Origin of the sequence: Micromonospora sp. NPDC092111 (genome assembly GCF_044755745.1) — a bacterium.
Lineage (GTDB): Bacteria > Actinomycetota > Actinomycetes > Mycobacteriales > Micromonosporaceae > Micromonospora.
Map to the genome: position 1 here is coordinate 97,673 of NZ_JBIVRQ010000005.1, position 25,018 is coordinate 122,690.

A 25,018-nucleotide genomic window follows, 5' to 3' on the forward strand; every position below is an offset into this window, starting at 1 on the left:
AGCGCCGGCCCCGATCAGCGGCGGCCCCCCGATCAGTGGCGGCCCGATCAGCGCCGGCCCCCGATCAGCGCCGGGCCGCAGTCCAGCGCACCGGCCGGCGGGTGGGACCGATGTCGTCCCCGCCGCCGGCGGACCCGGCCCGGGTGAGCTGACGCAGTCGCAGCAGCAGTCCGACGCCGAGGAAGAGCAGCAGGCCGCCGAGGAGGAAGGCCGCCTGCACCACCCCGAAGCCGCCGGGCTGGTTCGCCGAACGGTTCGCCGCAGCCGGCGGCGGCACCTCGGCGACCGCCTCGTCGGTCGGGTCGGCCGCCTCGGTCGGCTCCACCGCCGCCCCGATCGACTCCGGCGACCCGGTCGGCGTCGGGGCGGCTGCCCGCGTGGTGGGGACAGCCGTACCGACGACCTGTCGGGTCGCGCTCTGCCGGGCCAGCAGGCGCAGGTCCGCGTCGTACGCCTCGGCGGCCATGGTGATCCGGCCCCGAGTGACGTCCTCGGCGAAGGCCACCCGGTAGGTGGCGGTGACCGTCCGGTCCGGGCAGAGCGTGCCCGGATCGAGCTGCCGGTCGGTCAGCCGGGCCACGTCCCCCTCGGTCCGGATCTCCAGCGGGAACGAGCCGGACTCCTCGACCCGGTCCATCTTCACCTGGTCCAGCCGCAGCCCCTGCACCGTGAGCACCATCGACCAGCGCACCTTCACGCACCCGCCACCGCCGTTGCGGGACACCACCGCCGAGACCGTCCGCACCTGGTCACCGGCGGTGAACTCGTCCGGCAGGCCACTCAGCTCGGTGGCGAAGCGGTCCGCCGCCGACGCCGGCGCCGGCCCGGCGAGCCCTGTCCCCGACAGGCAGGCCAGCACCACCCCGACCCGCAGCGCGTTCCGCCACACCATCACCACCGCCTCGTCCGCCCCGTCGGTCTGGTCCACCCGCCACGCTATGAGCGGCCCGGGGGAAGCCGGTAGACGGGCGTGTTGGCACAGACCGTGAAGTACGGGACGGATTATCACCGACAGTGGTGAACCGGTCACGACCGACCCGCGACACGCCGGGATTCGTCGCCGGGGCACACTCTCCGGGTGTCCGAACTCTCCGCGGCCTTCGTCCGGCTGCACGCCCGGCTCACCCCGGTCGCCTTCGTCCCCGAGGTGCGGCTGCACCAGGCCGACGAGCCGATCGGGCTCTGGGAGCTGACCGAGGGCGAGTTCCGCAGCGCCCAGCCGCCGCCCTTCTGGGCCTTCGCCTGGGCCGGCGGGCAGGGCCTGGCCCGGTATGTCACCGACCATCCGGACCTGGTCGCCGGCCGCCGGGTGCTCGACCTCGCCGCCGGCTCCGGCCTGGTCGCCATCGCCGCCGCCAGGGTCGGCGCGGCGTCCGTCCGGGCGGTGGAGATCGACGAGCGGGCGGTGGCCGCCGTCGCGCTCAACGCCGAGGCCAACGGGGTACGCGTCGACGCCGAGCTGGGTGACGTCCTCGACGGCGACGCCGGGGACGCCGAGGTGGTGCTCGCCGGGGACGTCTTCTACAGCGAGGCGATGGCCCGGCGGATGCTGCGCTTCCTGCTGCGGGCCGCCCGCTCCGGGGCCCGGGTGCTGGTCGGCGACCCGGGCCGGGCGTTCCTGCCCCGGGAACGCTTCCGCGAGCTGGCCGCGTACGACGTGCCGGTGCCGGAGGCGCTGGAGAGCGTACGGGTGAAGCGCACCACCGTCTGGGAGCTGGACCCGACCCCGCCCGGAGCCGCCCGCTAGCGTGACCGGGTGCTGTTCCGGGGCTGGGGGGCGTCCCTCGACGGACCGTGGCCGGACGTGGCCACGGTCACCGACCACGTCGGCGTCGACCACCTGGTGGTGACCCGGCACGCGCTGGTCCGCCAGGTGCTCGCCGACCCGGTGACCTGGCGGCCCGACAACGCCCTGGACGCGGTGACCCCGATCCCGGTCGCCGCGCTGCGGGTGCTGGCCGGGCACCGGTTCCGGCTGCCGCCGACCCTGGCGAACAACGGCGGCCCCGACCACCCGGCGATCCGGGCGATCGTCGCCGAGGCGCTGCATCCGACCCGGGTGGCCGCCCAACGGCCGTGGCTGACCGCGCTGGTCCGCGAGCGGGTGGCCGGGATCGCCGCCGACCTGGCCGCCGGGAAAGAGGTCGACCTGTACGCCCGGCTCGCCGCCGACCTGCCGCTGCTGGCGCTGGCCCGCCTCGTCGAGCTGCCGGACGCCCCGGTCGGCGCGGTGAAGAACTTCGCCCGGGCGGCGCTGGAGCTGTTCTGGGCACCACTGGACGCCGACCGGCAGCGGACCCTCGCCGCCGAGGTGGGCCGGTTCCACACCGTGCTGCGCGAGTTCGCCGGCACTGGAGGCGGCCTGGCCGGCCGGCTGCGCGCCGCCGGGCACTCCCCCGACGTCCTGGTCGGCGCGCTGTTCTTCCTGCTGGTCGCCGGCCAGGAGACCACCGCCCAGTTCCTCACCCTGCTGCTGCACCGGCTCACCGGCGAGCCCGAGGTACGCGCCGGACTGCGCGCCGGCACCCTCGCCGTCGCCGACGTGGTCGAGGAGGGGCTACGGCTGGAACCGCCGATCGTGACCTGGCGGCGGGTGGCCGCCACGGACGCCACCCTGGGCGGTACGGCGGTACGGGCAGGCACCTCCGTGCTGCTCTGGCTGGCCCGCGCCGGCCGCGACCCGGAGGTGGTGGCCGACCCGGCCGGATTCCACCCCGGGCAGCGCGGGTCGCGCCGGCACCTGGCCTTCGGGGCGGGGGCGCACCGCTGCGTCGGCGCGCAGCTCGCCCGGATGGAGGCGGCGGTGGTGGTGGCCGAGGCCACGCCGCTACTGGACTCGGTGACGGTGCTCCGGCCGCCGTGGTGCCCGGACAATCTCACCTTCCGGATGCCGGACTCGTTCGTGGTCCGGCGCAGACTGCCCACTGGTTGATTGTTCGCATTCCCGGCACCCACGGCCTTCACCGGACCGCATCGGCCGACAGCTCGCCCGTCACCACCGAATCGGCACCGGGCCCGCCACAACATCCAGGATGTAGTCCCCTCCCGCTGCCACGGAGGGGACTACATCCTGGATCGAGCACGATCTTGGGCCGGTGCCCACGGCGGACCATGCGGCCGGCGGGTGAGACGGCGCGCAACACCCGGTGCCCACCACCCGGCACCCAGCCACCCGGCACCCCGCCATCCGGCACCCCGCCACCCGACGCCCACCACCCGCTGCCCGCTGCCCGCTCCCCGCTGCCCGCTGCCCGCTGCCCGCTGCCCGGCGAACGACGAACAACGAACAACGGCCGCCATCCGGCGCCCAGTGACCGGCGACCGGCGACCGGCGACCGGCGACCGGCGACCGGTAGACGCTTGCACGTTTCCCGATCAGCGCTCCGCAGCTCGCCGACCCTGCCGTCGTCACAGGCAGATCCCGTTTCACCTGCTGAAACGGGCGTAACCGACGCCTACGGCGGCGGGTTGGTCCCGATGTGGACGCGCGGTCGCGCGCACGCGTACCGGCCTGGGGGGTGAGGGTGCAGCGCAGGCTCGTCGCCCTGGTCCCACTGCTCGTCTTCGTTGTCCTCCTGCACGTCGCGGTCGCCTGCCGCCCCGTACCGGGGCCTGCCGACCACACCGCCGTCGTGCCCGCAACCCCCGCCGCCGGTCCCGCAACCCCCGCCGCCGGTCCCGCAACAGTGGCCGTCGCACTCGCAACACCTGCCGCCGATCCCCCAGCACCCGCCGTCGCGCCCACACCGCCGGCAGGAGCCACCACAGCGCCGGCAGGAGCCACCGCGAGGGCGGCAGGAGCCACCGCGACGCCGACCAGCCTGGCCCGCCCGCAGCCCCGGATCCTGCCCGGTTCCGCTGCGGCGCTCGGTGCGGCGGTGGACCATCGGCCACGCCTCGTCCTGACGGGCGCGCGGGACGCCCGGGTGACGGCCATGCCCCATGCGGTGAACGCACGCGCCGGCTGGTCGCCCGACTATGCCAGGGTGGCCGCCGTCGGCGGGAAGACCTGCGCGTCGGTCACCCGCACCGGACGTCACCAGCAGTCGACCGACCGCCGTGACCCGGTGGCCCAGGAGGCCCGGTGCGTCCCCGGCGTACTCACCCGGCGGCAGCACACCGGCGACGGGCGTCCGCTCACCGCCGACGCCGTGCCCGACCCGGTCCGGCGGAGCGTCCTGCGCTGCTAGACGGCGCACGCCACATCCACCACCGCCGCCTGTCCGCCGTCCCACGACGTACGGCCGACCCGTTGACCGCCGCGCAGCCTCCCGGATGTGAACCATGCCGTCTTTCCTGCCCTGGCGCGCCCTCCGCGCCGACCTGCCCGCCTCCCTCGTCGTCTTCCTCGTCGCGTTGCCGCTCTGCGTCGGCATCGCCGTCGCCTCCGGCGTACCGGCCGAACTCGGCCTGGTCACCGGCGTTGTCGGCGGCCTGGTGGTGGGCCTCATGCCCGGCAGCAGCCTCCAGGTCAGCGGGCCGGCGGCCGGCCTGACCGTGCTGGTCGCCGAGGCCGTCGACCGCTACGGGCTGACCGGCCTCGGCACCATCGTGGTGGTCGCCGGCCTGCTCCAGGTCGGCCTGGGGCTGCTCCGCCTCGGCCGCTGGTTCCGGGCCATCTCGGTGGCCGTGGTGCACGGCATGCTGGCCGGCATCGGCCTGCTGCTGATCGCCGGCCAGCTCCACGTGCTGGCCGGGGCCGCCACGCCGACACCGGGGCTCGGCGCGTTCGCCGGGCTGCCGGCACTGGTCGCAGACGTCACCGACTCCGGTACGGCACAGGTGTCGCTCGCCGTGGGCGCAGCCACGATCGTGGTCATGGTGCTCTGGGACGCCCTGCCCGGCCGGCTGGGCACCGTCCCGGGCGCGCTGGTCGCCGTCGTGGCGGCGGCCGGGGCGAGCGCGGCGCTGGGGCTGCCGGTGGACACCATCCGGGTGGAGGGGCTGCTGGCGGCGGTCCAGCCGTCGCTCGGGCACTGGGGCACCCTGGCCGACCTCGGGGTACTCGCCACCGTCGTCACGTTCGCCCTAGTCGCCTCGGCGGAGAGCCTGTTCAGCGCGGCAGCGGTCGACCGGCTGCACCAGGGCCCCCGGACGGACTTCGACAAGGAACTCGTCGCGCAGGGCACCGGCAACACGGTCTGCGGCCTGCTCGGCGCGCTGCCGATGACCGCCGTCATCGTCCGCAGCGCCGCCAACGTGCAGGCCGGCGCGCGGACGAAGGCGTCCCGGGTGCTGCACGGGGCGTGGCTGCTGCTGTTCGCCGCCGCCGTGCCCGGCCTGATCGGGCTGATCCCGATGCCCGCGCTCGCCGCCGTGCTGGTACACGCCGGAAGCAAGCTGCTGCCGCTGCGGGCCCTGCCCGCACTGTGGCGGGAGCACCGGGGCGAGGCGGTGGTGCTGGTGGTGACCGCCGCCGCGATCCTCACCACGGACATGTTCACCGGTGTGCTGGTCGGCCTCGGCCTGGCCGTGGTGAAGGCCGCGTGGGAGACGTCCCACGTACGGGTCACCGTCGGAGCCGGCGACGCCGGGCCGATCGACGTCACCATCGCCGGCAACGCCACCTTCCTCCGGCTGCCCACCATCCTCACCACATTGAACGCGCTGCCGCCCGACCGGACCGTCCGGCTGGACCTGCGCGACCTGCGCCATGTCGACCACGCCTGCCGGACGGCGCTGGACGCCTGGATCGAGACGCACAACCGCAACACGGGGGTCAGCGTGCAGGTCGTCGCACCGCGTCCGGCGGAGGACGACCGCACGCGCCCGGTCCGCGCCACCGAGTGAGCGCAGGTCGGGTGCTCAGCCGGCGTCCTCGGCCCAGGTACGCCAGTCGTCGAGCACCCCGTACAGGTCGGGGGTGAGCCAGCCCGGGGCGGAGCGGCGGAACACCCCCGGGTCCATCGCCCCGGCGCCGGTGGGCAGCGCGCCGCGTAGGTGCGGCACCAGCTCGGTCAGGTTGGCCCAGTGCACCAGCTCCGGCTCGGCCGGCCAGGCGCCGATCACCACGCCGGCGGGGATGGCCCGCCGCTCCAGCGCCTCCAGGGTGAGCGCGGTGTGGTTGAGGGTGCCCAGCCCGGCGCGGGCCACCACCACCGCCGGAGCGCCGAGCGAGACGGCCAGGTCCGCGACGGTCCACGGCTCGCCGGACGGACGCAGCCCCATCGGTACCAGCAGCCCGCCGGCCCCCTCGACGAGCACCAGGTCGTGCTTGTCGACCTCGTCGCGGATGGCGTCGACGGCGGTGTACAGCTCCAACGGCTCCAACTCGGCGACCCGGGCGGCGGCCAGCGGGGCGAGCGGATCGGGGTAGCTGGCCAGGGTGCGGCCGGTCAGCGGGGCGGCCAGCCGGGTCACCGAGTCGACGTCGCCGGGCTCGCCGGTGGCCGTACCCGTCTGGCCCGGTTTGACCACCGCGACCCGCAGGCCGGCGGCCTGCGCGGCGGCGGTGATCGCCGCCGTCACCACCGTCTTGCCCACCTCGGTGTCGGTGCCGGTCACCAGCACCGCCCCGGTCCACCCACTCATCAGGACACCCCGGTTCGCGACTGCGGGGCTCGCAGGAACGGCTCACTCCTCGCGCTCACGGCGCACACTCCACGATGACCTCCAGGGCCCGCTCGAAGTCCGCCCGGGTCACCCCGGCCGAGAGAGTCAGTCGCAGCCGGGAGCGGCTGTCCGGGGTGGACGGCGGCCGGAAGCAGCCGACCGCGACCCCCCGGTCGCGGCAGTCGGCCGCCCAGGCGGTGGCGGCCTCCGGGCCGGGGGCGGTCACCGACACCACCGCGCCGTCGGGGGTGGAGACGGTCAACCCGGCCGCGCCGAGGCGGCGCACCGCGTACCCGGCCCGGTCGGCCAGCTCGGCGCGCAGGTCGTCGGCGGACCGGGCCAGCGCCACGGCGGCCCGCACCCCGGCGGCGACGGCCGGCGGCGGCGCGGTGTCGAAGATGAACGTGCGGCCGGTCTCCACCAGGTGCCGGACGAACTCGGCCGGGCCGGCGACCACCCCGCCGGCCCCGCCGAGCGCCTTGGAGAGGGTCGCGGTGACCACCACGTCCGGCTCGCCGGCCAGCCCGGCGGCGGCGACCCCGCCGGACCCGGCCGGGCCGGTGACGCCGAGCGCGTGCGCGTCGTCGACCAGCAGCAGCGCGCCGTGCCGGCGGGCGACGGCGTGCAGCCGGGCCAGCGGGGCGAGGTCGCCGTCGACGGAGAAGACCGACTCGGTGACCACCACGGCCGGGCGGCCGGGCGCGGCGGCGAGCGCGGCGGCCACCGCGTCGACGTCGGCGTGCGCGGTGACCACGGTCTCGGCGCCGGAGATCCGGCAGCCGTCGATCAGCGAGGCGTGGTTGTGGGCGTCGGAGACGAGCAGCGTACGCGGCTGGACGAGGCCCCGGACGGCGGCGAGGTTGGCCAAATAGCCGGAGGAGAACACCAGCGCCCGCTCGACGCCGAGCCACCCGGCGAGGTCGTCCTCCAGGGCGTGGTGGGCGTCGGTGGAACCACGGACCAGCCGGGAGCCGGTGGCGCCCAGGCCGTACCCGGCGAGGGCCCGCCCGGCGGCGGCGGTGACCTCGGGGTGGGTGGCCAGCCCGAGGTAGTCGTTGCCGGCCAGGTCGACCATCGGGTCAGCGGCGGCGCGCGGGCGCAGGGTACGGGTGAGCCCGGCCTTGGCCCGCAGCTCGGCGCGGCGGTCCAGGGCCGCCAGCCAGTCCGCCACCGGTCTACCTCCCTGCCGTCGACCCCGTCTTCCGCGGGCGAAGTTACCACCCGCCGGTCGGTGCCCGGCGGATCCACTCGGTTCACCTTGACCTCAACCCCGCGTCAACTCGCAGGATCGAGTGATGCCAATCCGATCACGCCGGGTCACCAACCTGTCACGCCGCTGTCTCGACGTCGCCCTGCTGGCCGCCGCCGCCGACCCGGGTCGGCCCGCGCCGGTACGGCTGCTGCTGGCCGACCATGTGGCCCCGACCGACCCGGCGGGCGGCGCCGCAGCGGCCGTGTCCCGGCGGAATACGGCCTTGTAGGGTACGAGCCATGCCAGAGATCCTCGACCAGGCCCGGACCCAGGTGCTGGAGAACGGCGTCGGCCTCGACGAGGCCGGCGTCCTCGCCGTGCTGCACCTGCCCGACGAGCACCTTCCCGCCGCCCTCCAGCTCGCCCACGAGGTACGGATGCGCTGGTGCGGCCCGGAGGTGGAGGTCGAGGGCATCGTCTCGCTGAAGACCGGCGGCTGCCCCGAGGACTGCCACTTCTGCTCGCAGTCCGGCCTGTTCACCTCGCCGGTCCGGTCGGTCTGGCTGGACATCCCGTCGCTGGTCGAGGCGGCCAAGCAGACGGCGGCCACCGGGGCGACCGAGTTCTGCATCGTGGCCGCCGTACGCGGCCCGGACGCCCGGCTGATGACGCAGATGCGCGAGGGGGTCGCCGCCATCAAGGCGGAGGTCGACATCCAGGTCGCCGCGTCGCTGGGCATGCTCAGCCAGGAGCAGGTCGACGACCTGGTCGAGATGGGCGTGCACCGCTACAACCACAACCTGGAGACCTGCCGCTCCTACTTCCCGAACGTGGTCACCACGCACTCCTGGGAGGAGCGCTGGGAGACGTTGCGGATGGTCCGCGAATCGGGCATGGAGGTCTGCTGCGGCGGCATCCTCGGCCTCGGCGAGACGGTCGAGCAGCGGGCCGAGTTCGCCGCGCAGCTCGCCCAACTCGACCCGCACGAGGTCCCGCTGAACTTCCTCAACCCGCGTCCGGGCACCCCGCTCGGTGACCGTCCGGTGGTCGAGGGCAAGGACGCGCTGCGGGCCATCGCCGCGTTCCGGCTGGCCATGCCGCGCACCATCCTGCGGTACGCGGGCGGCCGGGAGATCACCCTCGGTGACCTGGGTACCCGGGACGGTCTGCTCGGCGGCATCAACGCGGTCATCGTCGGCAACTACCTGACCACGCTGGGTCGGCCGGCGACCGACGACCTGAAGCTGCTCGACGACCTGAAGATGCCGGTCAAGGCGCTCTCCGCCACCCTGTGACCGCCAGAGCCACCCGGTGACCACGGAAGCCACCCGGTGACCGCCAGAGCCACCGGTGACCACGGAAGCCATCCGGTGACCACGAGAACCATCCTGTGACGACGGGAGCGATCCGGTGACGACACCCGACCCGGGGGCGGCGGGCCGCACCGCGACGGCCGGTCCCCGCCCGGCGGCGACCGGCCCGGCCTGGTGCGACCGCTGCGGCGAGCCGGCCGACCCGGGTGACCACCCGGCCTGCCGGGCGGCCCGCGAGTGGGAACCGCCCCGGTTCTGCGGCCACTGCCGGCGGCGGATGAAGGTGCAGGTCGTACCCGCCGGCTGGGTGGCGCGCTGCGTGGAGCACGGCGAACTGCGGGGCTGACCGGGTTGCCGCAGGGGCGCTGCGGCCGGTGACGGAGTCGGACCTGCCCGCCCGCACGGCGATCCCGGCCGGTGGGCAGTGGGCCCGGTAGGCCCGGTGGACGACCGTGGCCGGTCGCCGTCCGGACGGGACGGCGACCGGCCACGGCACCGGTCACGGGTCAGGCGATGGCGCAGGTGACCCCGTTGAGGGTGAACGCGGTCGGCTTCGGGTTGCTCCCGGTGTGGGTGCCGTTGAAGCCGATGCCGGTGGACGCGCCGGGGGCGAGCGTCCCGTTGTAGGAGAGGTTCGTCGCGGTCACCGCCGCGCCGGTCTGGCTGTACGTCGCCGACCAGCCCTGGGCGACCTTCTGCCCGGCGTTCGGGAAGGTGAAGGCCAGGGTCCAGTTGTTGAGCGTCGTCGTACCGGTGTTGGTGACGGTGATGTTCGCGGTGAAGCCGGTGCCCCAGTCGTTGGCGGCGTACCCGATCTTGCAGGCGCCGGCCGGCGGCGGGGTGGTCGGGGGCGGGCTGGTCGGGGGCGTACCGGTGGTGGTCACCGTCACGGTGGGCGACGGGGTCGAGAGGTTGCCGGCGGCGTCCAGCGCGACCACGTAGAAGGTGTACGAGGTGGCCGGGGTCAGCCCGGTGACCTGGTGGCTGGTGCCGGCGACGGTGGCGACGACGGTGTCCACCGGCCAGGTCTGCCGGTAGACGCGGTAGCCGGTGACCCCGACGTTGTCGGTGGACGCGCCCCAGCCGAGGGTGAGCCCGTTCGTGCCGACCGCCGAGGCGGTCGGGGTGCCGGGCACGGTCGGCGGGCTGGTGTCCGGGCCGTTCCCGGCCGGCGTGCTCACCGCGACCGTCGGCGAGGCGGTGGAGAGGTTGCCGGCGCCGTCGCGGGCGAACACCCAGAACCGGTAGTTGCGGGCCGGCGAGAGCGAGGTCAGGGTCAGGCTGTTGGTGGTGGTGCGGTGCGTCACCAGCGCGTCGCTGCCGACCGTCTCCTGGGTGACGTCGTAGCCGGCCAGGCCGCTGCCGCCGGTGTCGGTGGCGGCCGGCCAGGTCAGCGTCACGCCGGAGGCGGTGAGCCCGGACGCGACCGGGGTGCCCGGCACGCTGGGCGGGGTGGTGTCGGCGGGCGGCGTACCCGGCTCGTCACCCCAGACCCGGGTGGTCCCGGCGTACAGCGGCACCTTGCGGTTCGGCCCGGCGGTGCTCTGGTACGACGGGTCGTTGGTCGGGTCCCAGGTGCCGCCCTCCGGCACCCCGACCTTGAACTGGACCTCCATCCGGTGCTGCGACTGCCCGGCCGGGGCGATGGTGTAGCCGGTGCAGTCCACCTCGACGTACCAGATGTCGGCGGAGAACTGCTTGGCGGTGGCCGGCGACGGGCAGCCCTGGGTGTAGCCGGGGGTGACCTGCACCGGGCCGGTGCCGTCGGGGCGGAAGTAGTAGCGGAACTTCCCGTTGGTCAGCGCGCGGGCCGGGAACGCCGACTTGTTGTAGATGATCGCCTTGAGCCCGGTGGCCCGGGGCTCGGCCTGCATCACGGTGGTCTCGACGGTCAGCTCGTCGAGGTCCGGCCGCTCGGCGGTGGGGAAGCCGGCCAGCGGGGTGCCACCGTACTCGGCGGAGAGCCGGGCCAGGGCCGAGGTGAAGCCGGCGTTGTAGTCGGTGGCGACCTCGTTCATCACGTAGTCGGACCGGCTGTCGGTGTACGCGTCGTTGGCCGAGGACGGGCCGCCGACCAGCGCGCCGTAGAGCACGTGCCGGGTCTCCACGGGGACGGTCTGGCTGTCCCACCAGGAGCCGTGCGCGGTGCGGTGGTGCGGGTTCTTCGGCGCGTTGGCCCCGAACCCGATCACGTAGCTGGAGCTGCGCGGGTTGTCGCCGAGCGCGTAGTTGATCTGCCGGACGGCGAAGTCGTGGTAGCGGGTCCGGCGGGTGGCGTCGGCGGTCCGGTCGCTGTAGACCAGCGCGGCGAACGCGGTGTTCGCGGCGTAGCGCAGCGCACCCCAGGAGTCGAGCACGGCCATCCCGCCGGGCGAGTAGTTGACCTTCGCGCCGTTGACCCCGACGGTCCACCAGTCGAGCCAGCGGTTGGCGTCGTCGACGTACTTCTGCTTGCCGGTCAGGTTGGCCAGCAGCACGTACGCCCCGAACTGCTTGTTGTCCCAGGCGATGGTCCACTTGTAGGACCGGGTGGTCGACTGCGGCTCGGTGCCGAGCTTGTCGTACTCGCTCTCCGCCTTGGCCAGGTAGCCGGCGTCGCCGGTGGCCCGGTGCAGCCAGATCGCGGCCCAGACCAGTTCGTCCTGGTAGCCGCTCCACGACCGGTAGAAGCTGGTCGCGTCGGTGATGCACTCGTGGTAGCTCTTGCGTACCGTGTCGGCGAACGTGTAGAGCTGCTTCGCGTGCCCGAGGAGCTTGTCGGCGTAGGCGGCGTCGGTGGGCCGGAAGACCATCGACGACGCGGCCATCGCCGCCGCCGTCTCCCCCGCCAGGTCCGCGCCGCCGCAGCTCGCGTCGATCTTGTACGCGGGCCGCGCCATCGGCATCACCTCGGCCGGACCCCACCACTTGTGGTCGTCGTCGCCCTTGCCGACCTGCCCGTAGAGGACGTTCGGCGCGGGGTGCGCCTTGACGAAGTAGTCGTTGACGAAGCGCAGGTTGTTGAGCAGCGGGGTGAGCTGCCCGGAGGCGGCGTAGCCGTCGCGGTACTCGACCGCGCCCCAGGCCAGCATGGTGGCGCTGAACGCCATCGGGAAGCCGAACTTGACGTGGTCGCCGGCGTCGTACCAGCCGCCGGTGAGGTCGACGCCGACGTCCGTGCCGTCGGTGAGCGCCGAGTCGCCGCGCCAGGAGACCCGGTTCCAGGACGGCTTTTTGCCGGACTGCTGCGCCTCGTAGAAGAAGAGTGACTTCTGGAGTGCCTCGGCGTAGTTGAAGGTGGGCGCGGCGGCCACCGTGGTGGCGCGGTCCGGGCCGAGCGGCACGGCTCCGGCGGCGGGTGGGAGCGCGCTGACGGCGAGGGCCAGGCCGGTGGTCAACGCGGCGCCGGCGGCGAGCAGGCGGCGGAGCCGGGGTCGGCCGCCGCCCGACCGGCCGGGCCGGTTCGGGTGCTGCATGGCGGAACTCCTGTCGGTGGGTGCCGCCGGCGGCACCCACCGGACGCGGGACGGACGTCACGGGTGGTGGGGCCGCCGGCGGCGGATGGTGGTGGTGCCGCAGGAGTCGCGGGAGCGCTCCCATGGATGAGCGACAATGTAATCGCCGTGTCACCGGTTTGTGAAGAGCGGCCGGCGTGACGACACCGGCCGGACATCGGCGCGTCCGCCTCGGACATTCCTCACACCATCGATGCGTGTCGATGGAAGCCAGGAGTTGTCCCAGGTCAGCTCCGTGCAGCACTCACACCGCCACCCGCCATGGCGGCCCTCGACGCAGCTTCACGTCCTGGAATACGAACGTACTGTTGCCCCCGCCTTCGACGGCGCGGGACAGTACGGCACACCAGTGGTGCCATCGACGCCGCCGCTCCCCCGCTCGACGCTGAGGAGACCCCGATGGCGCTACGACTCGCCGACGGCACCGCCTGGTCCGACACCCTCGCCCGCGCGGTCGCCGCCGTACCCGAGGCGTTCGGTCCCGAGGTGGACGGCGTGACCACCCTGCACAACCTGGTCTCCGGCCGGTGGCAGGCGGTCGGCGCACCCAGCCCGGTACGCACCCCGGTCGACAACACCGTCCTGGTCAACCTGGCCCGGCTGGACGCCGAGACCGCCCGCGCCGCCGTCGCCCACTCCGCCGCCGCGCACCGCGACTGGGCGGCCACCGGCCTCGCCGACCGCAAGGCCCGGGTCACCGACGCCCTGGCCGCCCTCACCGCCCACCGCGACCTGCTCGCCCTGCTGCTGGTCTGGGAGATCGGCAAGCCGTGGCGGCTCGCCTGCGCCGACGTGGACCGCGCCCTCGACGGCGTCCGCTGGTACGTCGAGCAGATCGACCGGATGCTCGCCGACGGCCGGGAACCGCTGTCCGGCCCGGTCAGCAACATCGCCTCGTGGAACTACCCGATGAGCGTGCTGGTGCACGCCGAACTCGTCCAGCTCCTCGCCGGCAACGCGGTCATCGCCAAGACCCCGTCGCAGGGCGGCGCGGTCTGCCTCACCGTGGCGCACGCGCTGATGCGCCGCGCCGGGCTCCCCGCCACGCTGGTCAGCGGCGGCGGCGAGGAACTGTCCGAGGTGCTCGTCCGGGCCCCGGAGATCGGCGCGGTGGCCTTCGTCGGTGGTCGCTCCAACGGCGGGAAGGTGGCCGCCGCGCTGCTCGACACCGACAAGCGGCACTTCATCGAGCAGGAGGGCCTGAACGCCTGGGGCGTCTGGAACTTCTCCCAGTGGGACCTGCTCGCCGGCCACCTGAGAAAGGGCTTCGAGTACGGCAAGCAGCGCTGCACCGCGTACCCCCGGTTCGTGGTGCAGCGCGACCTGGTCGACGAGTTCCTCGACGTGTACCTGCCGGTGGTGCGCTCGATCCGGTTCGGTCACCCGCTCGCCGTCGACGAGACCTGGCGGGCCGGCGACCCGCTGCCCGAGCTGGACTTCGGCCCGCTGATCAGCGCCGCCAAGGCCGACGAGCTGCGCCGCAAGGTCGACGAGGCGGTACGCGGCGGCGCGGTGCCGCTGCACCGGGGCAAGCTGACCGGCGCTCCCTTCCTCGACGGCCAGGACACCTCGGCGTACGTCGCCCCGTCGGTGCTGCTCGCCCCGCCCGGCCGGTCCCGGTTGATGCACGCCGAGCCGTTCGGTCCGGTCGACACGATCGTGGTGGTGGACACCACCGACGAGCTGCTGGCCGCGATGAACGCCTCCAACGGCGCGCTGGTCGCCTCGCTGGCCTGCGACGACGAGGAACTGGCCGGCAAGCTCGCGGTCGACCTCCAGGCGTTCAAGGTGGGCATCAACAAGCCGCGGTCCCGGGGCGACCGGGACGAGCCGTTCGGCGGCCGGGGCGCGTCCTGGAAGGGCGCGTTCGTCGGCGGCGACCTGCTGGTGCAGGCGGTCACCCAGGGCGGCGACGGCCGGCTCTACGGCAACTTCCCCGACTACAGCAGCTACCCGGCCACCTGACCCCGGAAATGGGCAGGGCCCCCGCACCGGGGGCCCTGCCTTTGCACCGTCCTCCGCATCGGAGGTCGGCCCTCGCACCGGGTGGCGTCTCGCCCCCCACCCGGCGCTGTCCGGGTCGTCTGGGTGTGGTGTCGGCCGGTCAGCGGCCCCCACCGGCGGGGCGCGCCCGCTCCGGTCCACCGGCGACCGCGCCGGTGCGGCCGGTGTCGTGGGTGACCGGGCCACCGGCCGGCCGGGCGGCCAGTGGGACGGTCACGGTCAGCAGCGAGCCGTCGCGCTCGACCGGCACCGGCCGGCCCAGCCGGGCCACCGTGCGCATCATCGGCGCGTTCTCCGCCTGGGTGTGCAGCACCAGCGCCGCGTACCCGGACCGCTCGGCGTGGCCGACCAGCCGGCGCAGCAGCGCGGTACCCACCCCCCGGCGCTGCCAGTCGTCCCGGACCAGCAGCGCCAGCTCCGCCTCGTCCCCCTCGGCCAGCAGGTTGGCCATCGCCACGACCGACTCCGCCGCCCCGTCGGAGCCGGTCGTGGTCGCCACCAGGGTCACCCCCCGGGCCGGTGCCAGCAGCCGGCGCAGCCGGGACGGCGAGGGCAGCGCGGCCCCGCTCAGGTAGCGCCGGTGCCGGCTCCGCGCCGAGCAGCCCTCGTGCAGCGCCACCACGCCCGCCAGGTCGTCGGCGGTCGCCGGCCGGACGGTCAGCTCCGCCCCGTCGGGCAGCGCCAGGGTCACCCGGTCCGCCTCCCGGCGGGCCACCGCCGAGGCCAGCTCGACCAGCGCCTGCGCCCGGGCGTACTCCGCCGGGGTGAAGCTGGGCGCCCGCCGGGCCAGCTCGTACGAGCCGCCGGCCGGGTCGTTCAGCAGCATGGTCGTCGCGCCCACCGCGTCGTGCGGGACGGCGGGCGTGGGCCGCCAGACCACCTCGTCCGCACCGAGCATGGTACGGAGCACCTCGCCGGCCCCCTCCGGGTCGCGCACCAGCCGGGTGGCCAGCCCGAGCACCCGGGTCGGCTGGTCGACCAGGCCGCGCGCCTCGCTGCGCGCCACCCAGCAGTCCCGCCCCCGCCCCCGTTCGACGGCCGCGACCAGGTCCGCCTCGTCGATCGTGTCCGGCGCGTCGACGAGGAAGTCGTCGACCGCGCCGGCCTCGGTGGTGTGCACCTGCACGGTGAGGATGTTGACCCCCCGCAACGCGAGACTCGCCGTGAGGACCGACAGATAACCCGGCCGGTCGTCCACGGTCGCTCGGATCCGCCACAGCGCCATGTCCGCTCCCTTCCCCACCCCGAACCCTGCCCGGCGCCTGTTGCCGTGGCGTTGCCCGGCGGTGTCGCACCGGGAACCGTTCACCCAGCTCAGGTGACGGTGGTCACCGGCGGCGGGCCGACCAGGTCGAGCCGGTCACCGAGGATCACCGCGCTGGCCCGGACGAGCTGGGCGAGCCGGTCCACCTCGGTGGCGTGGAACCCGGCGGCGGTCAGCGGCTCGGTGTAATCCCGGGCGACCACCAGCACCAGCCCGGCCCGGCCGAACGGCGCGATCGCGTAGTGCGTGCCGTCGGCGACGGTCAGCGTGCGGGCCCGCAGCGGGGTCACCTCGGGCAGCCGGGGCGGCTCGGGGGCCCGCCAGCTCGCCCGGCCCACGGTCGCCGTCCCGCCACCGGCCCGCGACGCCCAGTCCACCGGGACGACGGCGGCCACCGCCCAGTCCGCGGCGAGCAGGCCGGGCACCGCGTCGACCAGGGTGGCCACCCCGTCGGCGGGGTTCGCCGCGACCTGGGCGAGCAGTTCGGCGTCCTGACCGGTGGTGGTCGGCGCGCCGATCGCCCGCCACACCCCGTCGACGCGTACCCCGGGGATGGCGGCGAGACCGGCCAGCAGCCCCTCGACCCGGGTGGCCCCCGGCCAGACCACGGTGAAGTCGTCCACCGCCCGGCCGCCGAGCCGTTCCAGCACCACCACCTGGACGATGTCCGCACCGGAGACGCCGAGTGTGCGGGCCACCTGGCCGAGCGTGCCGGGGCGGTCCGGCAGGGTCACCCGAACTCTCAGCAACATGTCTGTCCCTCCGCTCGGCGGGCCGGCCGTCACGGCCGACAGGCTGGTCCCAGCCTGCCGGCTGACCATTTCGCCCCTGTTGCAGCGGCATGTCCCGGGCGGAAAATCCCCGACCTTGACAACAAGGCTGAGCTGCCATCAACTATTCGGATGACCGAACCGGCCGTCGACGCGCACCCGGGCGGCGACGGCCCGACCGGCGCGGCGGAGCGGTCCCCGGCGGGGCTGGATCTCGACCGGCTCGGCGGCTGGCTGGCCGGGCACCGGCCGGAGCTGGCCGACGGCCCGCTGCGGGCCACCCTGATCGCCGGCGGCAAGTCCAACCTGACCTACCTGCTGCGCTGCGGCGAGCGGGAGCTGGTGCTGCGCCGCCCGCCGCTGGGGCACGTGCTGGCCACCGCGCACGACATGGCCCGCGAACACCGGGTGATCTCCGCGCTCGCCCCGACCGCCGTGCCGGTCCCCCACGTGGTGCTGCTCTGCGCCGACCCGGCGGTGATCGGCGCGCCGTTCTACCTGATGGAACGGGTGCCCGGCGAGGTGTTCCGCCGCCGCCAGCAGACCGACCCGCTCACCGCCGGGCAGCGCCGCGACCTGGCCTGGGCGATGATGGACACCCTCGCCGCGCTGCACGCCGTCGATCCGGCGCAGGTCGGGCTGGCCGACTTCGGCCGCCCCGGGGGCTACCTCGGCCGGCAGGTGCGCCGCTGGGCCGGCCAGCTCGACCGGTCCCGCAGCCGGGAGCTGCCCGGGATGGACGAGCTGCGGGACGCGCTGGCCGCCTCGGTGCCCGAGGGGGCGAACGCCGGGCGGATCGTGCACGGCGACTACCGGCTGGACAACCTCCTCGCCACCGTCGACCCGGTCTCGGTGCGGGCGGTGCTCGACTGGGAGATGGCCACCCTGGGCGACCCGCTGGCCGATCTGGGGCTGCTGCTGACGTACTGGGACGTGCTCGGTGACAGCGAGCTGGCCGAGGGCAACCCGGTGGCCGACGGGGTCGGCCCGCGCGCCGGCTTCCCCACCGGCGCCGAGCTGATCGACCGGTACGCCGGGCGCAGCGACGTCGACGTCGGGCCCCTGCACTGGCACCTGGCGCTGGGCTGCTTCAAGCTCGCGGTGATCTGCGAGGGGATCCACTACCGGCACACCCTCGGGCAGACGCTCGGTGGGGGCTTCGACCGGATCGGCGAGATGGTGACGCCGCTGGTCGAGCACGGTCTGCACGCGGTCGGGGAGACGTGATGGACTTCGCGTACGACGCCCGTACGGTCGAGCTGCGCGAGCGGCTGGGCGCGTTCCTGGACGAGTGCGTCCTGCCGACCGAGCCGGTGCACGCCGAGCAGGTCGCCGCGGCGGGCGACCCGTGGTCCCGTTCCCCGGTGCTGGCCGACCTGAAGGCCGAGGCGCGCCGGCGCGACCTGTGGAACCTCTTCCTGCCCGATCCGCGCTACGGCGCCGGGCTGACCAACCTCCAGTACGCGCCGCTCGCCGAGCTGACCGGGCGCAGCCCGCACCTGGCCCCCGAGGCGGTCAACTGCGCCGCCCCGGACACCGGCAACATGGAGCTGCTGGCCGAGTTCGGCTCCGAGGCCCAGCGGCAGCGGTGGCTCACCCCGCTGCTGGCCGGCGAGATCCGCTCGGCGTTCTGCATGACCGAGCCGGAGGTGGCCTCCTCCGACGCCACCAACATCGCCACCCGGATCGTCCGGGACGGCGACGAGTACGTGATCAACGGGCGCAAGTGGTGGTCGTCCGGGGCGATGGACCCGCGCTGCGAGATCCTCGTCGTGATGGGCAAGACCGACCCGGACGCCGACCGGCACCGCCAGCAGAGCATGGTGCTGGTCCCCCGGGACACCCCCGGGGTCACCGTCGGTCGGGGCATGACCGTCTTCGGCTACCGCGACGCACCGCACGGCGGGCACGCCGAGATCGACTTCACCGACGTCCGGGTGCCGGCCGAGAACCTGATCGGCGCGCCGGGCGCCGGCTTCGGCATCGCCCAGGCCCGGCTCGGCCCGGGGCGGATCCACCACTGCATGCGGCTGGTCGGGATGGCCGAACGCGCCCTGGAGCTGCTCTGCCGGCGGGCCAACCAGCGGATCGCGTTCGGCCGGCCGCTGGCCGAGCAGGGCGTGGTGCGGGAGTGGATCGCCGAGTCCCGGGTCCGGATCGAGCAGGCCCGGTTGCTGGTGCTCAAGACCGCCTGGCTGATGGACACCGTCGGCAACAGGGGCGCGCACACCGAGATCCAGGCCATCAAGATCGCCACTCCGGCGATGGCCGAGTGGGTGATCGACAAGGCGATCCAGGGGTACGGCGGCGCGGGCGTCAGCCAGGACACCCCGCTCGCCGCCCTCTGGGCCCAGGCCCGCACCCTGCGGCTGGCCGACGGCCCGGACGAGGTCCACCGCTCGTCGCTGGCCAAGCGCGAACTCCGCCGCTGGTCCTGACCGGCAGGCCCGCCGCTGTCGAAGCGCTTCAGGCGGAGGCACGCTCGATGAGTTCGGTCTCCAGCAGGATGTGCGGGGTGGGGATCTCGTCGCCACGGATCCGGGCCACCAGCAGCCGGGCCATCTGCCGGCCCATCTCCTCCACCGGCTGGAAGATCGTGGTCAGCGGCGGGTCGGCCTGCTGGGCGATCGGGGCGTCGTCGAAACCGATCATCGCGACGTCCTCGGGCACCCGGCGGCCCGCCTCGCGCAGCGTCCGCAGCGCGCCGAAGGCCATCAGGTCGGAGGCGACGAAGACGGCGTCCAGGTCGGGGCACGCCTCCAGCAGCCGCCTCATGCCGGCCGCGCCGCTGCCCTCGCTGAAGTCCCCGTACGCGATCATGCGGGGGTCGAGCCCGCCGACGGTGGCCTCGACGGCCTCCCGGTAGCCGACCAGGCGGGCCAGACCGGCGCCCATGTCCTGCGGGCCGGCGATGGTGGCGATCCGCCGCCGGCCGCGTCGGGCCAGGTGCTGCACCGCCTTGCGGGCGCCGCCCACGTTGTCGACGTCGACGAACCAGGACGGCCGGGCCCCGGGCCGCAGCATCCGGGCCGGCCGGCCGCCGAGCACGGTCGGCAGGTCGCGCTCCTCCAGCAGGGTGGGCAGCGGGTCGGAGTCGTGCAGCGACAGCAGCAGCACCCCGTCGACGTGCTGGTTGGTGAGGTGGTGCTCGACCCGTTCCCGTTCGATCGGGGACTGCACCATGGCCAGCCAGAGTTGCAGCGGCGTCTCCAGCAGCCCGGAGCTGACCCCCCGGACGATGCCGGCGAAGAACGGCTCGGTGAAGACCCGCTCCCCCGACTCGGAGACCACCAGCGCCACCGAGTCGGTCCGCTGGGTGACCAGTGCCCGGGCCGCCCGGTTCGGGACGTACCCCAGCTCGGCGATGGCCTGCTGGACGGCGGCCCGCGCCTCCGGACTGACCTGGGGCGAACCGTTGACCACCCGGGAGACCGTGCCCCGCCCGACACCCGCGCGGGCGGCGACCGCGTCGAGGGTCGGGCGCCCGAGTGACCGGGTGCGTTGCGTTGTCATCGTCTGCTCCTCCGACGTCGGACGGTCCCCGCCGCCCGCCCCCGGGGGCGGGCGCGGCGGCGGGGCCGTCCGGAGAACTGGCTGGCCTTCGCCTATTGTGCGGCCAGACCGTTGCGTCGGATCACCTCGGCGTACCACCTGGCGCTGGACTTGGGGATACGGGCCTGGGTGTCGTAGTCGACCCAGACCATCCCGAAGCGCTTGGTGTAACCCCAGGCCCACTCGAAATTATCCATCAGCGACCAGGCGAAGTAGCCCCGCAGGGGCACTCCGGCGCTGATCGCCTCGTGCGAGGCCCGCAGGTGGGCGTCGAAGTACGCCAGCCGGTCGACGTCGTCGACCTGCCCGTCCCGCACGGTGTCGACGAAGGCCGAGCCGTTCTCGGTGACGTACAGCGGCAGGTCGGTGTACTCCTCGTGGACCCGGCGCAGCGTCTCCACCAGACCCGGGGCGTCGATCTCCCAGTCCATGTCGGTGACCGGGACGCCCCGGGTGACGAACCGCACGTCCTCGCTGCCCGGCCAGCAGGACGGCGCCCGCCAGTACTTCTCCGGCTCCGCGCCGGGCACCGGCGCGGCCACCACGTGCCGGCTGTAGTAGTTGACCCCGACCAGGTCCAGCGGGGTGGAGATGATCTCCAGGTCACCGTCGCGGACGTGCCCGAAGTCGGTCACCTCGCCCAGGTCGGCGACGAGGTCGGCCGGGTAGGACCCGCGCAGCAGCGGGTCGAGGAAGAACCGGTTGGCCAGTCCGTCGATCCGGCGGGCGGCGTCGACGTCGGCGGGCGCGTCGGTGGCCGGGGTGACCGGGTAGAGGTTGACCGTGACCCCGAGCTGGGCCTGCGGCAGCGACGCCCGCAGCGCCTGCACGGCGAGCCCGTGGCCGAGCATGAGGTGGTGTCCGGCGCGGACCGCGTCGGCCCCGTCGGAGCGGCCGGGGGCGTGCGCCCCGGAGCCGTAGCCGAGGAACGCCGAGCACCACGGCTCGTTGAGGGTGGTCCAGTACTTCACCCGGTCGCCGACGGCGTCCGCCACCAGGGACGCGTAGTCGGCGAACCGACCGGCGGTGTCCCGGACCGGCCAGCCGCCGGCGTCCTCCAGCGGTTGGGGCAGGTCCCAGTGGTAGAGGGTGAGCCACGGCTCGATGCCGTTGGCCAGCAGTTCGTCGACCAGCCGCCGGTAGAAGTCCAGGCCCTGCTGGTTGGCCGCGCCGGAGCCGCCGGGCTGCACCCGGGGCCAGGAGACCGAGAAGCGGTACGACTTCAGGCCCAGCTCGGCCATCAGCCGTACGTCGTCGGGCATCCGGTGGTAGTGGTCGCAGGCGACGTCCCCGGTGTGCCCGGCGACCACCCGCCCCTCGGTGTGGCTGAACGTGTCCCAGATCGACGGGGTCCGGCCGCCCTCGGTGGCCGCCCCCTCGATCTGGTAGGCGGCGGTCGCCGCGCCCCACAGGAAACCGGGCGGGAAGGTCAGTTCCGGCCCCTGGTCGAGTACGCCGACTGCGGGCGGGTGGGTCGGGTTGCTCACGACTTGACGGCACCTTCCATGATCCCGCCGATGATCTGGCGGCCGAACAGGATGAACACGATCACCAGCGGCACGGTACCGATGGCGGTCGCGGCGAACACCTGCGAGTAGTCGGTGTAGTAGGCGTACGACAGGAACGCCAGCGACACCTGCAGCGTCGGGTTTTCGGGGGTGAGCACGGCGTACGGCCACAGGTAGGAGTTCCAGGTCTCCATGAAGGTGAGCAGGCCGAGCACGGCGGCGGCGGGGCGCAGCGCGGGCAGCACGATGTTCCAGAAGATCCGGAAGGTGCTGGCGCCGTCGACCCGGCCGGCCTCGATCAGCTCGTCGGAGATGGCCTGGATGGCGTACTGCCGCATCATGAACACCCCGAAGGCGCTGACCAGGAAGGGCACGGTCACCGCGTAGAGGGTGTCGTACCAGCCGAAGTCCTGGATCATGCCCCAGAGCGGGATCAGGCCGAGCTGGGTCGGGATCATCATGGTCACGATGATCGTCAGCAGCAGCGCGTTGCGGCCCCGGAACCGCAGCTTGGCGAAGGCGAACCCGGCCAGCGATCCGGTGATCACCACCGAGACGGTGACCACGCTGGAGACGATCACCGAGTTGAGCAGGCCGGTGAGGAAGTTCGCCGCGTCGTTGTCGAGCACCCGGCCGAAGTTCGCGCCGAACTCCCCGGCCGGGGTGAACGGCGGCGGCACGTCGTTGATCTGGTCGAGGCTGCGGGTGGCGATGACCACCATGTAGTAGAAGGGGTAGATCGAGAAGAGCACCGCGAGGACGAGCGCGCAGTACATCAGCGGGCTGGTGCGCCAGAGGCGCTGGGATGCCTGGTTCACGGTACGTCCCTCACTTCACCGAACGGCGGACGAGCAGGAAGTTCACCAGCGAGACCAGGGCGATCATCACGAACATCGCCCAGGCCACCGCGGCGCCGTAGCCGGCGGTGTTGAGGTTCTCGATGCCGAGTTCGTACATGTACATCGCCAGGGTCTGGAACTCACGCTGGTCGCCACCGATGATGTTGCCGTTGCCGAAGACCAGCGGCTCGGTGAAGAGCTGGAGTCCGCCGATGGTGGAGAGGGTGACCACGAAGACGAAGGTCGGGGTCAGCATCGGCAGGGTGATCCGCCAGAACTGCTTCCACTGGTTCGCGCCGTCGATGGCGGCGGCCTCGTAGAGGTCCTTCGGGATGGCCTGCATGCCGGCCAGCAGGATCAGCGTGTTGTAGCCGGTCCACCGCCAGTTGACCATGGAGGCGATGGCGGTCCAGGAACTCCACTTCTGGGCGTCCCAGTCGACCGCGTCGACGCCGACCAGGCTGAGCAGCCAGTTGATCAGGCCGAAGTCGCGCTGGAAGAGCATCCCGAAGACGATCGCGACGGCGGCCACCGAGACCACGTTGGGCATGAAGATGGCCATCCGGAACAGCGTCCGGGCCCGCAGCATGGTGCGGTTGAGCAGGGTGGCCAGGAAGAGCGCCAGGAGTAGCTGCGGGACGGTCGACAGCAGGAAGATGCCGAACGTGTTGACCGTGGCGTTCCAGAAGTACTCGTCGGTGAAGAGCCGGGTGTAGTTGTCGAACCCGATGAAGCTGTGGTCACCGATGAGGTTCCAGTCGTGCAGTGACATCCAGGCGGTGCGGAGCATCGGGTAGAACCCGAAGATGCCGAAGACCACGAAGAACGGGGCGATGTAGAGGTACGGCGAGACCTTGAGGTCGAGGCGGTTCAGCGTGATGGCCCGGCTGCGGTGCCGGGTGGGCGCGGGGGGTGGTGCGCTGGGCGACGGCGGGGCCGTCGTGGCCGACAGGCTCATGCGGGATCCTTTCCCGGCTCCGGCGGGGCCGGTGAGGCGGGCAGTACGCGGAACTGGACGCCATTGGTGGCGTCCGGGAGACTCCCGGACGCCACCGCCGGTGGTGGTGCAGTGATCAGAAGGCGCCCTGCGTGGCGGCATCCTTGACGAACTGCTCCCAGGCCTTGTCCTTGGGCGACTGCCCGTTCTCGTACGACCGCAGCGCCGGCTCGAACGCGTTCTCCTTGACCGCCTGGTGCTTCGGGCCGAGGTGCAGCGGCTGGATCTTCTCGACGCTTCCGCCGAAGATCTTGCCGGTCGGCGCACCGCTGAAGTACTCGTTGGTGTAGCTGGTGAACTCGGGGTTCTTCAGCGCCTCCAGGTTGGTCGGCAGCGGGCCCTTGAGCTTGAAGGCCTCGACCTGGCTCTTCGCGCTGGTCAGGTACTCGGCGAGCTTCGCCGCCTCCTTGGGGAACTTGCTCTGGGTCGGCACGGCGAGCCAGGAGCCGCCCCAGTTGCCCGCGCCACCGGGGACCGGCGCGACGTCCCACTTGCCCTTGTTCTCCGGGCCGGAGTTGTCGGAGACGATGCCGAGCATCCAGGACGGGCAGAAGGTGGCCGCGAAGGTGCCCTGCTTGAAGCCGGCCGACCACTCGGGTGACCAGGTGGCGCTCTGCGAGGAGATCTTCGCGTCGGACATCGCGACCGCGGTGTCCCACGCGGTCTTCACCGCGGCGCTCTTGTCGGCGACGACGTTGTCCTCCTTGTCGTAGAACAGGTCACCGCCCTGCTGGAACATGACCGCGCTGGCCGCCGTGGTGACCGAGTCGATCAGGCCCTTGCCGGTCGCGGCACGGTACTTCTTGCCGGTCTCGATGAAGGCGTTCCAGTCCGGCCAGAGCGCCGCCACCTGGTCCCGCTCGGTCGGCAGCTTGGCCGCCTGGAACAGGTCCTTGCGGTAGCAGACGGCGAGGCTGCCGACGTCGGTGGGCAGGCCGATCAGCCGGCCGTCCGGCGCCTTGCCCAGCTCCCACTTCCAGGGCAGGTACTCCTTGCTGTGGTCGGCCACCAGCGGCGCCAGGTCGGCCCAGTTCGCCGGGTTCGTCTTGAACTCGTTGAGGATGCCCTCTTCCAGGCCGATCACGTCGGCCGCGCCCTTGCCGGTGGCCAGCGCCCGGACGATCTTCGGCCGGTACTCGTTGAGCTGCGCGGTCTTGCGCAGTTCGACCTTGATGCCGGTGTCCTTCTCGTACTGCTTGATGATCTCGTCGTAGCCGAACTCGCCGAAGGTGTCGACGACCAGCTTGCTGGGCTTGCCGCCGGACTCCGTCGCTTCGTCGTCCTTGCCGCAGGCCGCGAGACCGCCGATGGCGGTGACCGCGGCCAGGGCGGCGGCGGCGAGGCGGGTACGCCGCGTGGTGACGCTCATCCTGACCCCTCTTTCGATGGTGAGGCTGGGTGGGTGTGGTGGGGGAGGTGCCGTGCGCGTCCCGGGCCGTCCGGCGTCGGCCGCCGGCTCGGGTCGAGGTGGTCGCGGGTGATCCACGCCACCCCTTGGGAACGCTCCCATGAGATTGCCGGGAGGTGTCAGGG

At 73.6% G+C, this 25,018-nt stretch carries 21 protein-coding genes; 10 read left to right on the forward strand and 11 right to left on the reverse strand.

What is annotated here, in order from left to right:
• Positions 1–64 precede the first annotated feature (64 nt).
• Positions 65–928 (reverse strand): hypothetical protein, encoded by an 864-nt coding sequence (locus tag ACIQG9_RS13020; protein ID WP_400401138.1) that lies wholly within the window; start codon positions 926–928, stop codon positions 65–67.
• 150 nt (positions 929–1,078) lie between these two features.
• Here ACIQG9_RS13020 and ACIQG9_RS13025 point away from each other — a divergent pair, with 150 nt between their 5' ends.
• The 4 genes from ACIQG9_RS13025 to ACIQG9_RS13040 all read left to right on the forward strand — a co-directional run bounded on the left by ACIQG9_RS13025 (position 1,079) and on the right by ACIQG9_RS13040 (position 5,790).
• Entirely contained in the window at positions 1,079–1,747 is a 669-nt protein-coding gene (locus tag ACIQG9_RS13025; RefSeq protein ID WP_400401140.1) for a class I SAM-dependent methyltransferase, read from the forward strand.
• 9 nt (positions 1,748–1,756) lie between these two features.
• Positions 1,757–2,932, forward strand: coding sequence for a cytochrome P450 (locus ACIQG9_RS13030; protein ID WP_400401142.1), 1,176 nt, complete (start codon positions 1,757–1,759; stop codon positions 2,930–2,932).
• A gap of 1,015 nt (positions 2,933–3,947) precedes the next feature.
• On the forward strand, positions 3,948–4,190 hold the full coding sequence (locus ACIQG9_RS13035; RefSeq protein ID WP_400401144.1) for a hypothetical protein: 243 nt from the start codon (positions 3,948–3,950) through the stop codon (positions 4,188–4,190).
• A gap of 94 nt (positions 4,191–4,284) precedes the next feature.
• Entirely contained in the window at positions 4,285–5,790 is a 1,506-nt protein-coding gene (locus tag ACIQG9_RS13040; protein WP_400401146.1) for a SulP family inorganic anion transporter, read from the forward strand.
• Positions 5,791–5,805: 15 nt separating this feature from the next.
• On the opposite strand, the gene bioD is transcribed toward ACIQG9_RS13040, so the two are convergent.
• Positions 5,806–6,531 (reverse strand): dethiobiotin synthase, encoded by a 726-nt coding sequence (gene bioD, locus ACIQG9_RS13045; RefSeq protein ID WP_400401148.1) that lies wholly within the window; start codon positions 6,529–6,531, stop codon positions 5,806–5,808.
• 55 nt (positions 6,532–6,586) lie between these two features.
• On the reverse strand, positions 6,587–7,723 hold the full coding sequence (locus tag ACIQG9_RS13050; RefSeq protein WP_400401150.1) for an 8-amino-7-oxononanoate synthase: 1,137 nt from the start codon (positions 7,721–7,723) through the stop codon (positions 6,587–6,589).
• A gap of 124 nt (positions 7,724–7,847) precedes the next feature.
• Between ACIQG9_RS13050 and ACIQG9_RS13055 the strand changes: the two genes are divergently transcribed.
• From ACIQG9_RS13055 to ACIQG9_RS13065, 3 genes are all read left to right on the forward strand, one after another.
• Positions 7,848–8,033, forward strand: a complete 186-nt coding sequence (locus ACIQG9_RS13055) for a hypothetical protein (RefSeq protein WP_400401152.1) — start codon at positions 7,848–7,850, stop codon at positions 8,031–8,033.
• Between the two features lie 10 nt (positions 8,034–8,043).
• On the forward strand, positions 8,044–9,039 hold the full coding sequence (gene bioB, locus ACIQG9_RS13060; RefSeq protein ID WP_400401154.1) for a biotin synthase BioB: 996 nt from the start codon (positions 8,044–8,046) through the stop codon (positions 9,037–9,039).
• Positions 9,040–9,154: 115 nt separating this feature from the next.
• Positions 9,155–9,403, forward strand: coding sequence for a hypothetical protein (locus tag ACIQG9_RS13065; RefSeq protein WP_400401156.1), 249 nt, complete (start codon positions 9,155–9,157; stop codon positions 9,401–9,403).
• A 160-nt stretch (positions 9,404–9,563) separates the two neighbouring features.
• On the opposite strand, the gene ACIQG9_RS13070 is transcribed toward ACIQG9_RS13065, so the two are convergent.
• Positions 9,564–12,512 (reverse strand): glycoside hydrolase family 9 protein, encoded by a 2,949-nt coding sequence (locus tag ACIQG9_RS13070; protein WP_400401158.1) that lies wholly within the window; start codon positions 12,510–12,512, stop codon positions 9,564–9,566.
• 438 nt (positions 12,513–12,950) lie between these two features.
• Here ACIQG9_RS13070 and ACIQG9_RS13075 point away from each other — a divergent pair, with 438 nt between their 5' ends.
• On the forward strand, positions 12,951–14,516 hold the full coding sequence (locus tag ACIQG9_RS13075) for an aldehyde dehydrogenase family protein (RefSeq protein WP_400401160.1): 1,566 nt from the start codon (positions 12,951–12,953) through the stop codon (positions 14,514–14,516).
• A gap of 139 nt (positions 14,517–14,655) precedes the next feature.
• On the opposite strand, the gene ACIQG9_RS13080 is transcribed toward ACIQG9_RS13075, so the two are convergent.
• Positions 14,656–15,780, reverse strand: a complete 1,125-nt coding sequence (locus ACIQG9_RS13080; protein ID WP_400401162.1) for a GNAT family N-acetyltransferase — start codon at positions 15,778–15,780, stop codon at positions 14,656–14,658.
• A gap of 89 nt (positions 15,781–15,869) precedes the next feature.
• Entirely contained in the window at positions 15,870–16,571 is a 702-nt protein-coding gene (locus tag ACIQG9_RS13085) for an amino acid-binding protein (RefSeq protein ID WP_400401164.1), read from the reverse strand.
• 150 nt (positions 16,572–16,721) lie between these two features.
• On the opposite strand from ACIQG9_RS13085, the gene ACIQG9_RS13090 reads away from it, so the two are divergent.
• Both ACIQG9_RS13090 and ACIQG9_RS13095 read left to right on the forward strand, forming a co-directional pair.
• Positions 16,722–17,816: a phosphotransferase family protein gene (locus ACIQG9_RS13090; RefSeq protein ID WP_400401166.1), complete on the forward strand. Its 1,095-nt coding sequence runs from the start codon at positions 16,722–16,724 to the stop codon at positions 17,814–17,816.
• Positions 17,816–19,027: an acyl-CoA dehydrogenase family protein gene (locus tag ACIQG9_RS13095; RefSeq protein ID WP_400401168.1), complete on the forward strand. Its 1,212-nt coding sequence runs from the start codon at positions 17,816–17,818 to the stop codon at positions 19,025–19,027. The genes ACIQG9_RS13090 and ACIQG9_RS13095 overlap by 1 nt, the downstream gene beginning before the upstream one ends.
• A gap of 28 nt (positions 19,028–19,055) precedes the next feature.
• On the opposite strand, the gene ACIQG9_RS13100 is transcribed toward ACIQG9_RS13095, so the two are convergent.
• The 5 genes from ACIQG9_RS13100 to ACIQG9_RS13120 form a co-directional block, all read right to left on the reverse strand.
• Positions 19,056–20,102, reverse strand: coding sequence for a LacI family DNA-binding transcriptional regulator (locus tag ACIQG9_RS13100; RefSeq protein ID WP_400401170.1), 1,047 nt, complete (start codon positions 20,100–20,102; stop codon positions 19,056–19,058).
• Between the two features lie 92 nt (positions 20,103–20,194).
• Positions 20,195–21,628 (reverse strand): GH1 family beta-glucosidase, encoded by a 1,434-nt coding sequence (locus ACIQG9_RS13105; RefSeq protein WP_400401172.1) that lies wholly within the window; start codon positions 21,626–21,628, stop codon positions 20,195–20,197.
• A complete protein-coding gene (locus tag ACIQG9_RS13110) occupies positions 21,625–22,467 on the reverse strand; it encodes a carbohydrate ABC transporter permease (protein WP_400401174.1) in 843 nt (280 codons plus the stop codon). The genes ACIQG9_RS13105 and ACIQG9_RS13110 overlap by 4 nt, the downstream gene beginning before the upstream one ends.
• Before the next feature lie 10 nt (positions 22,468–22,477).
• Entirely contained in the window at positions 22,478–23,446 is a 969-nt protein-coding gene (locus ACIQG9_RS13115; protein ID WP_400401176.1) for a carbohydrate ABC transporter permease, read from the reverse strand.
• Positions 23,447–23,561: 115 nt separating this feature from the next.
• Positions 23,562–24,854 carry an ABC transporter substrate-binding protein gene (locus ACIQG9_RS13120; RefSeq protein ID WP_400401178.1) on the reverse strand — a complete coding sequence of 431 codons (1,293 nt, stop codon included), beginning with the start codon at positions 24,852–24,854 and terminating at the stop codon, positions 23,562–23,564.
• Positions 24,855–25,018: the final 164 nt, after the last annotated feature.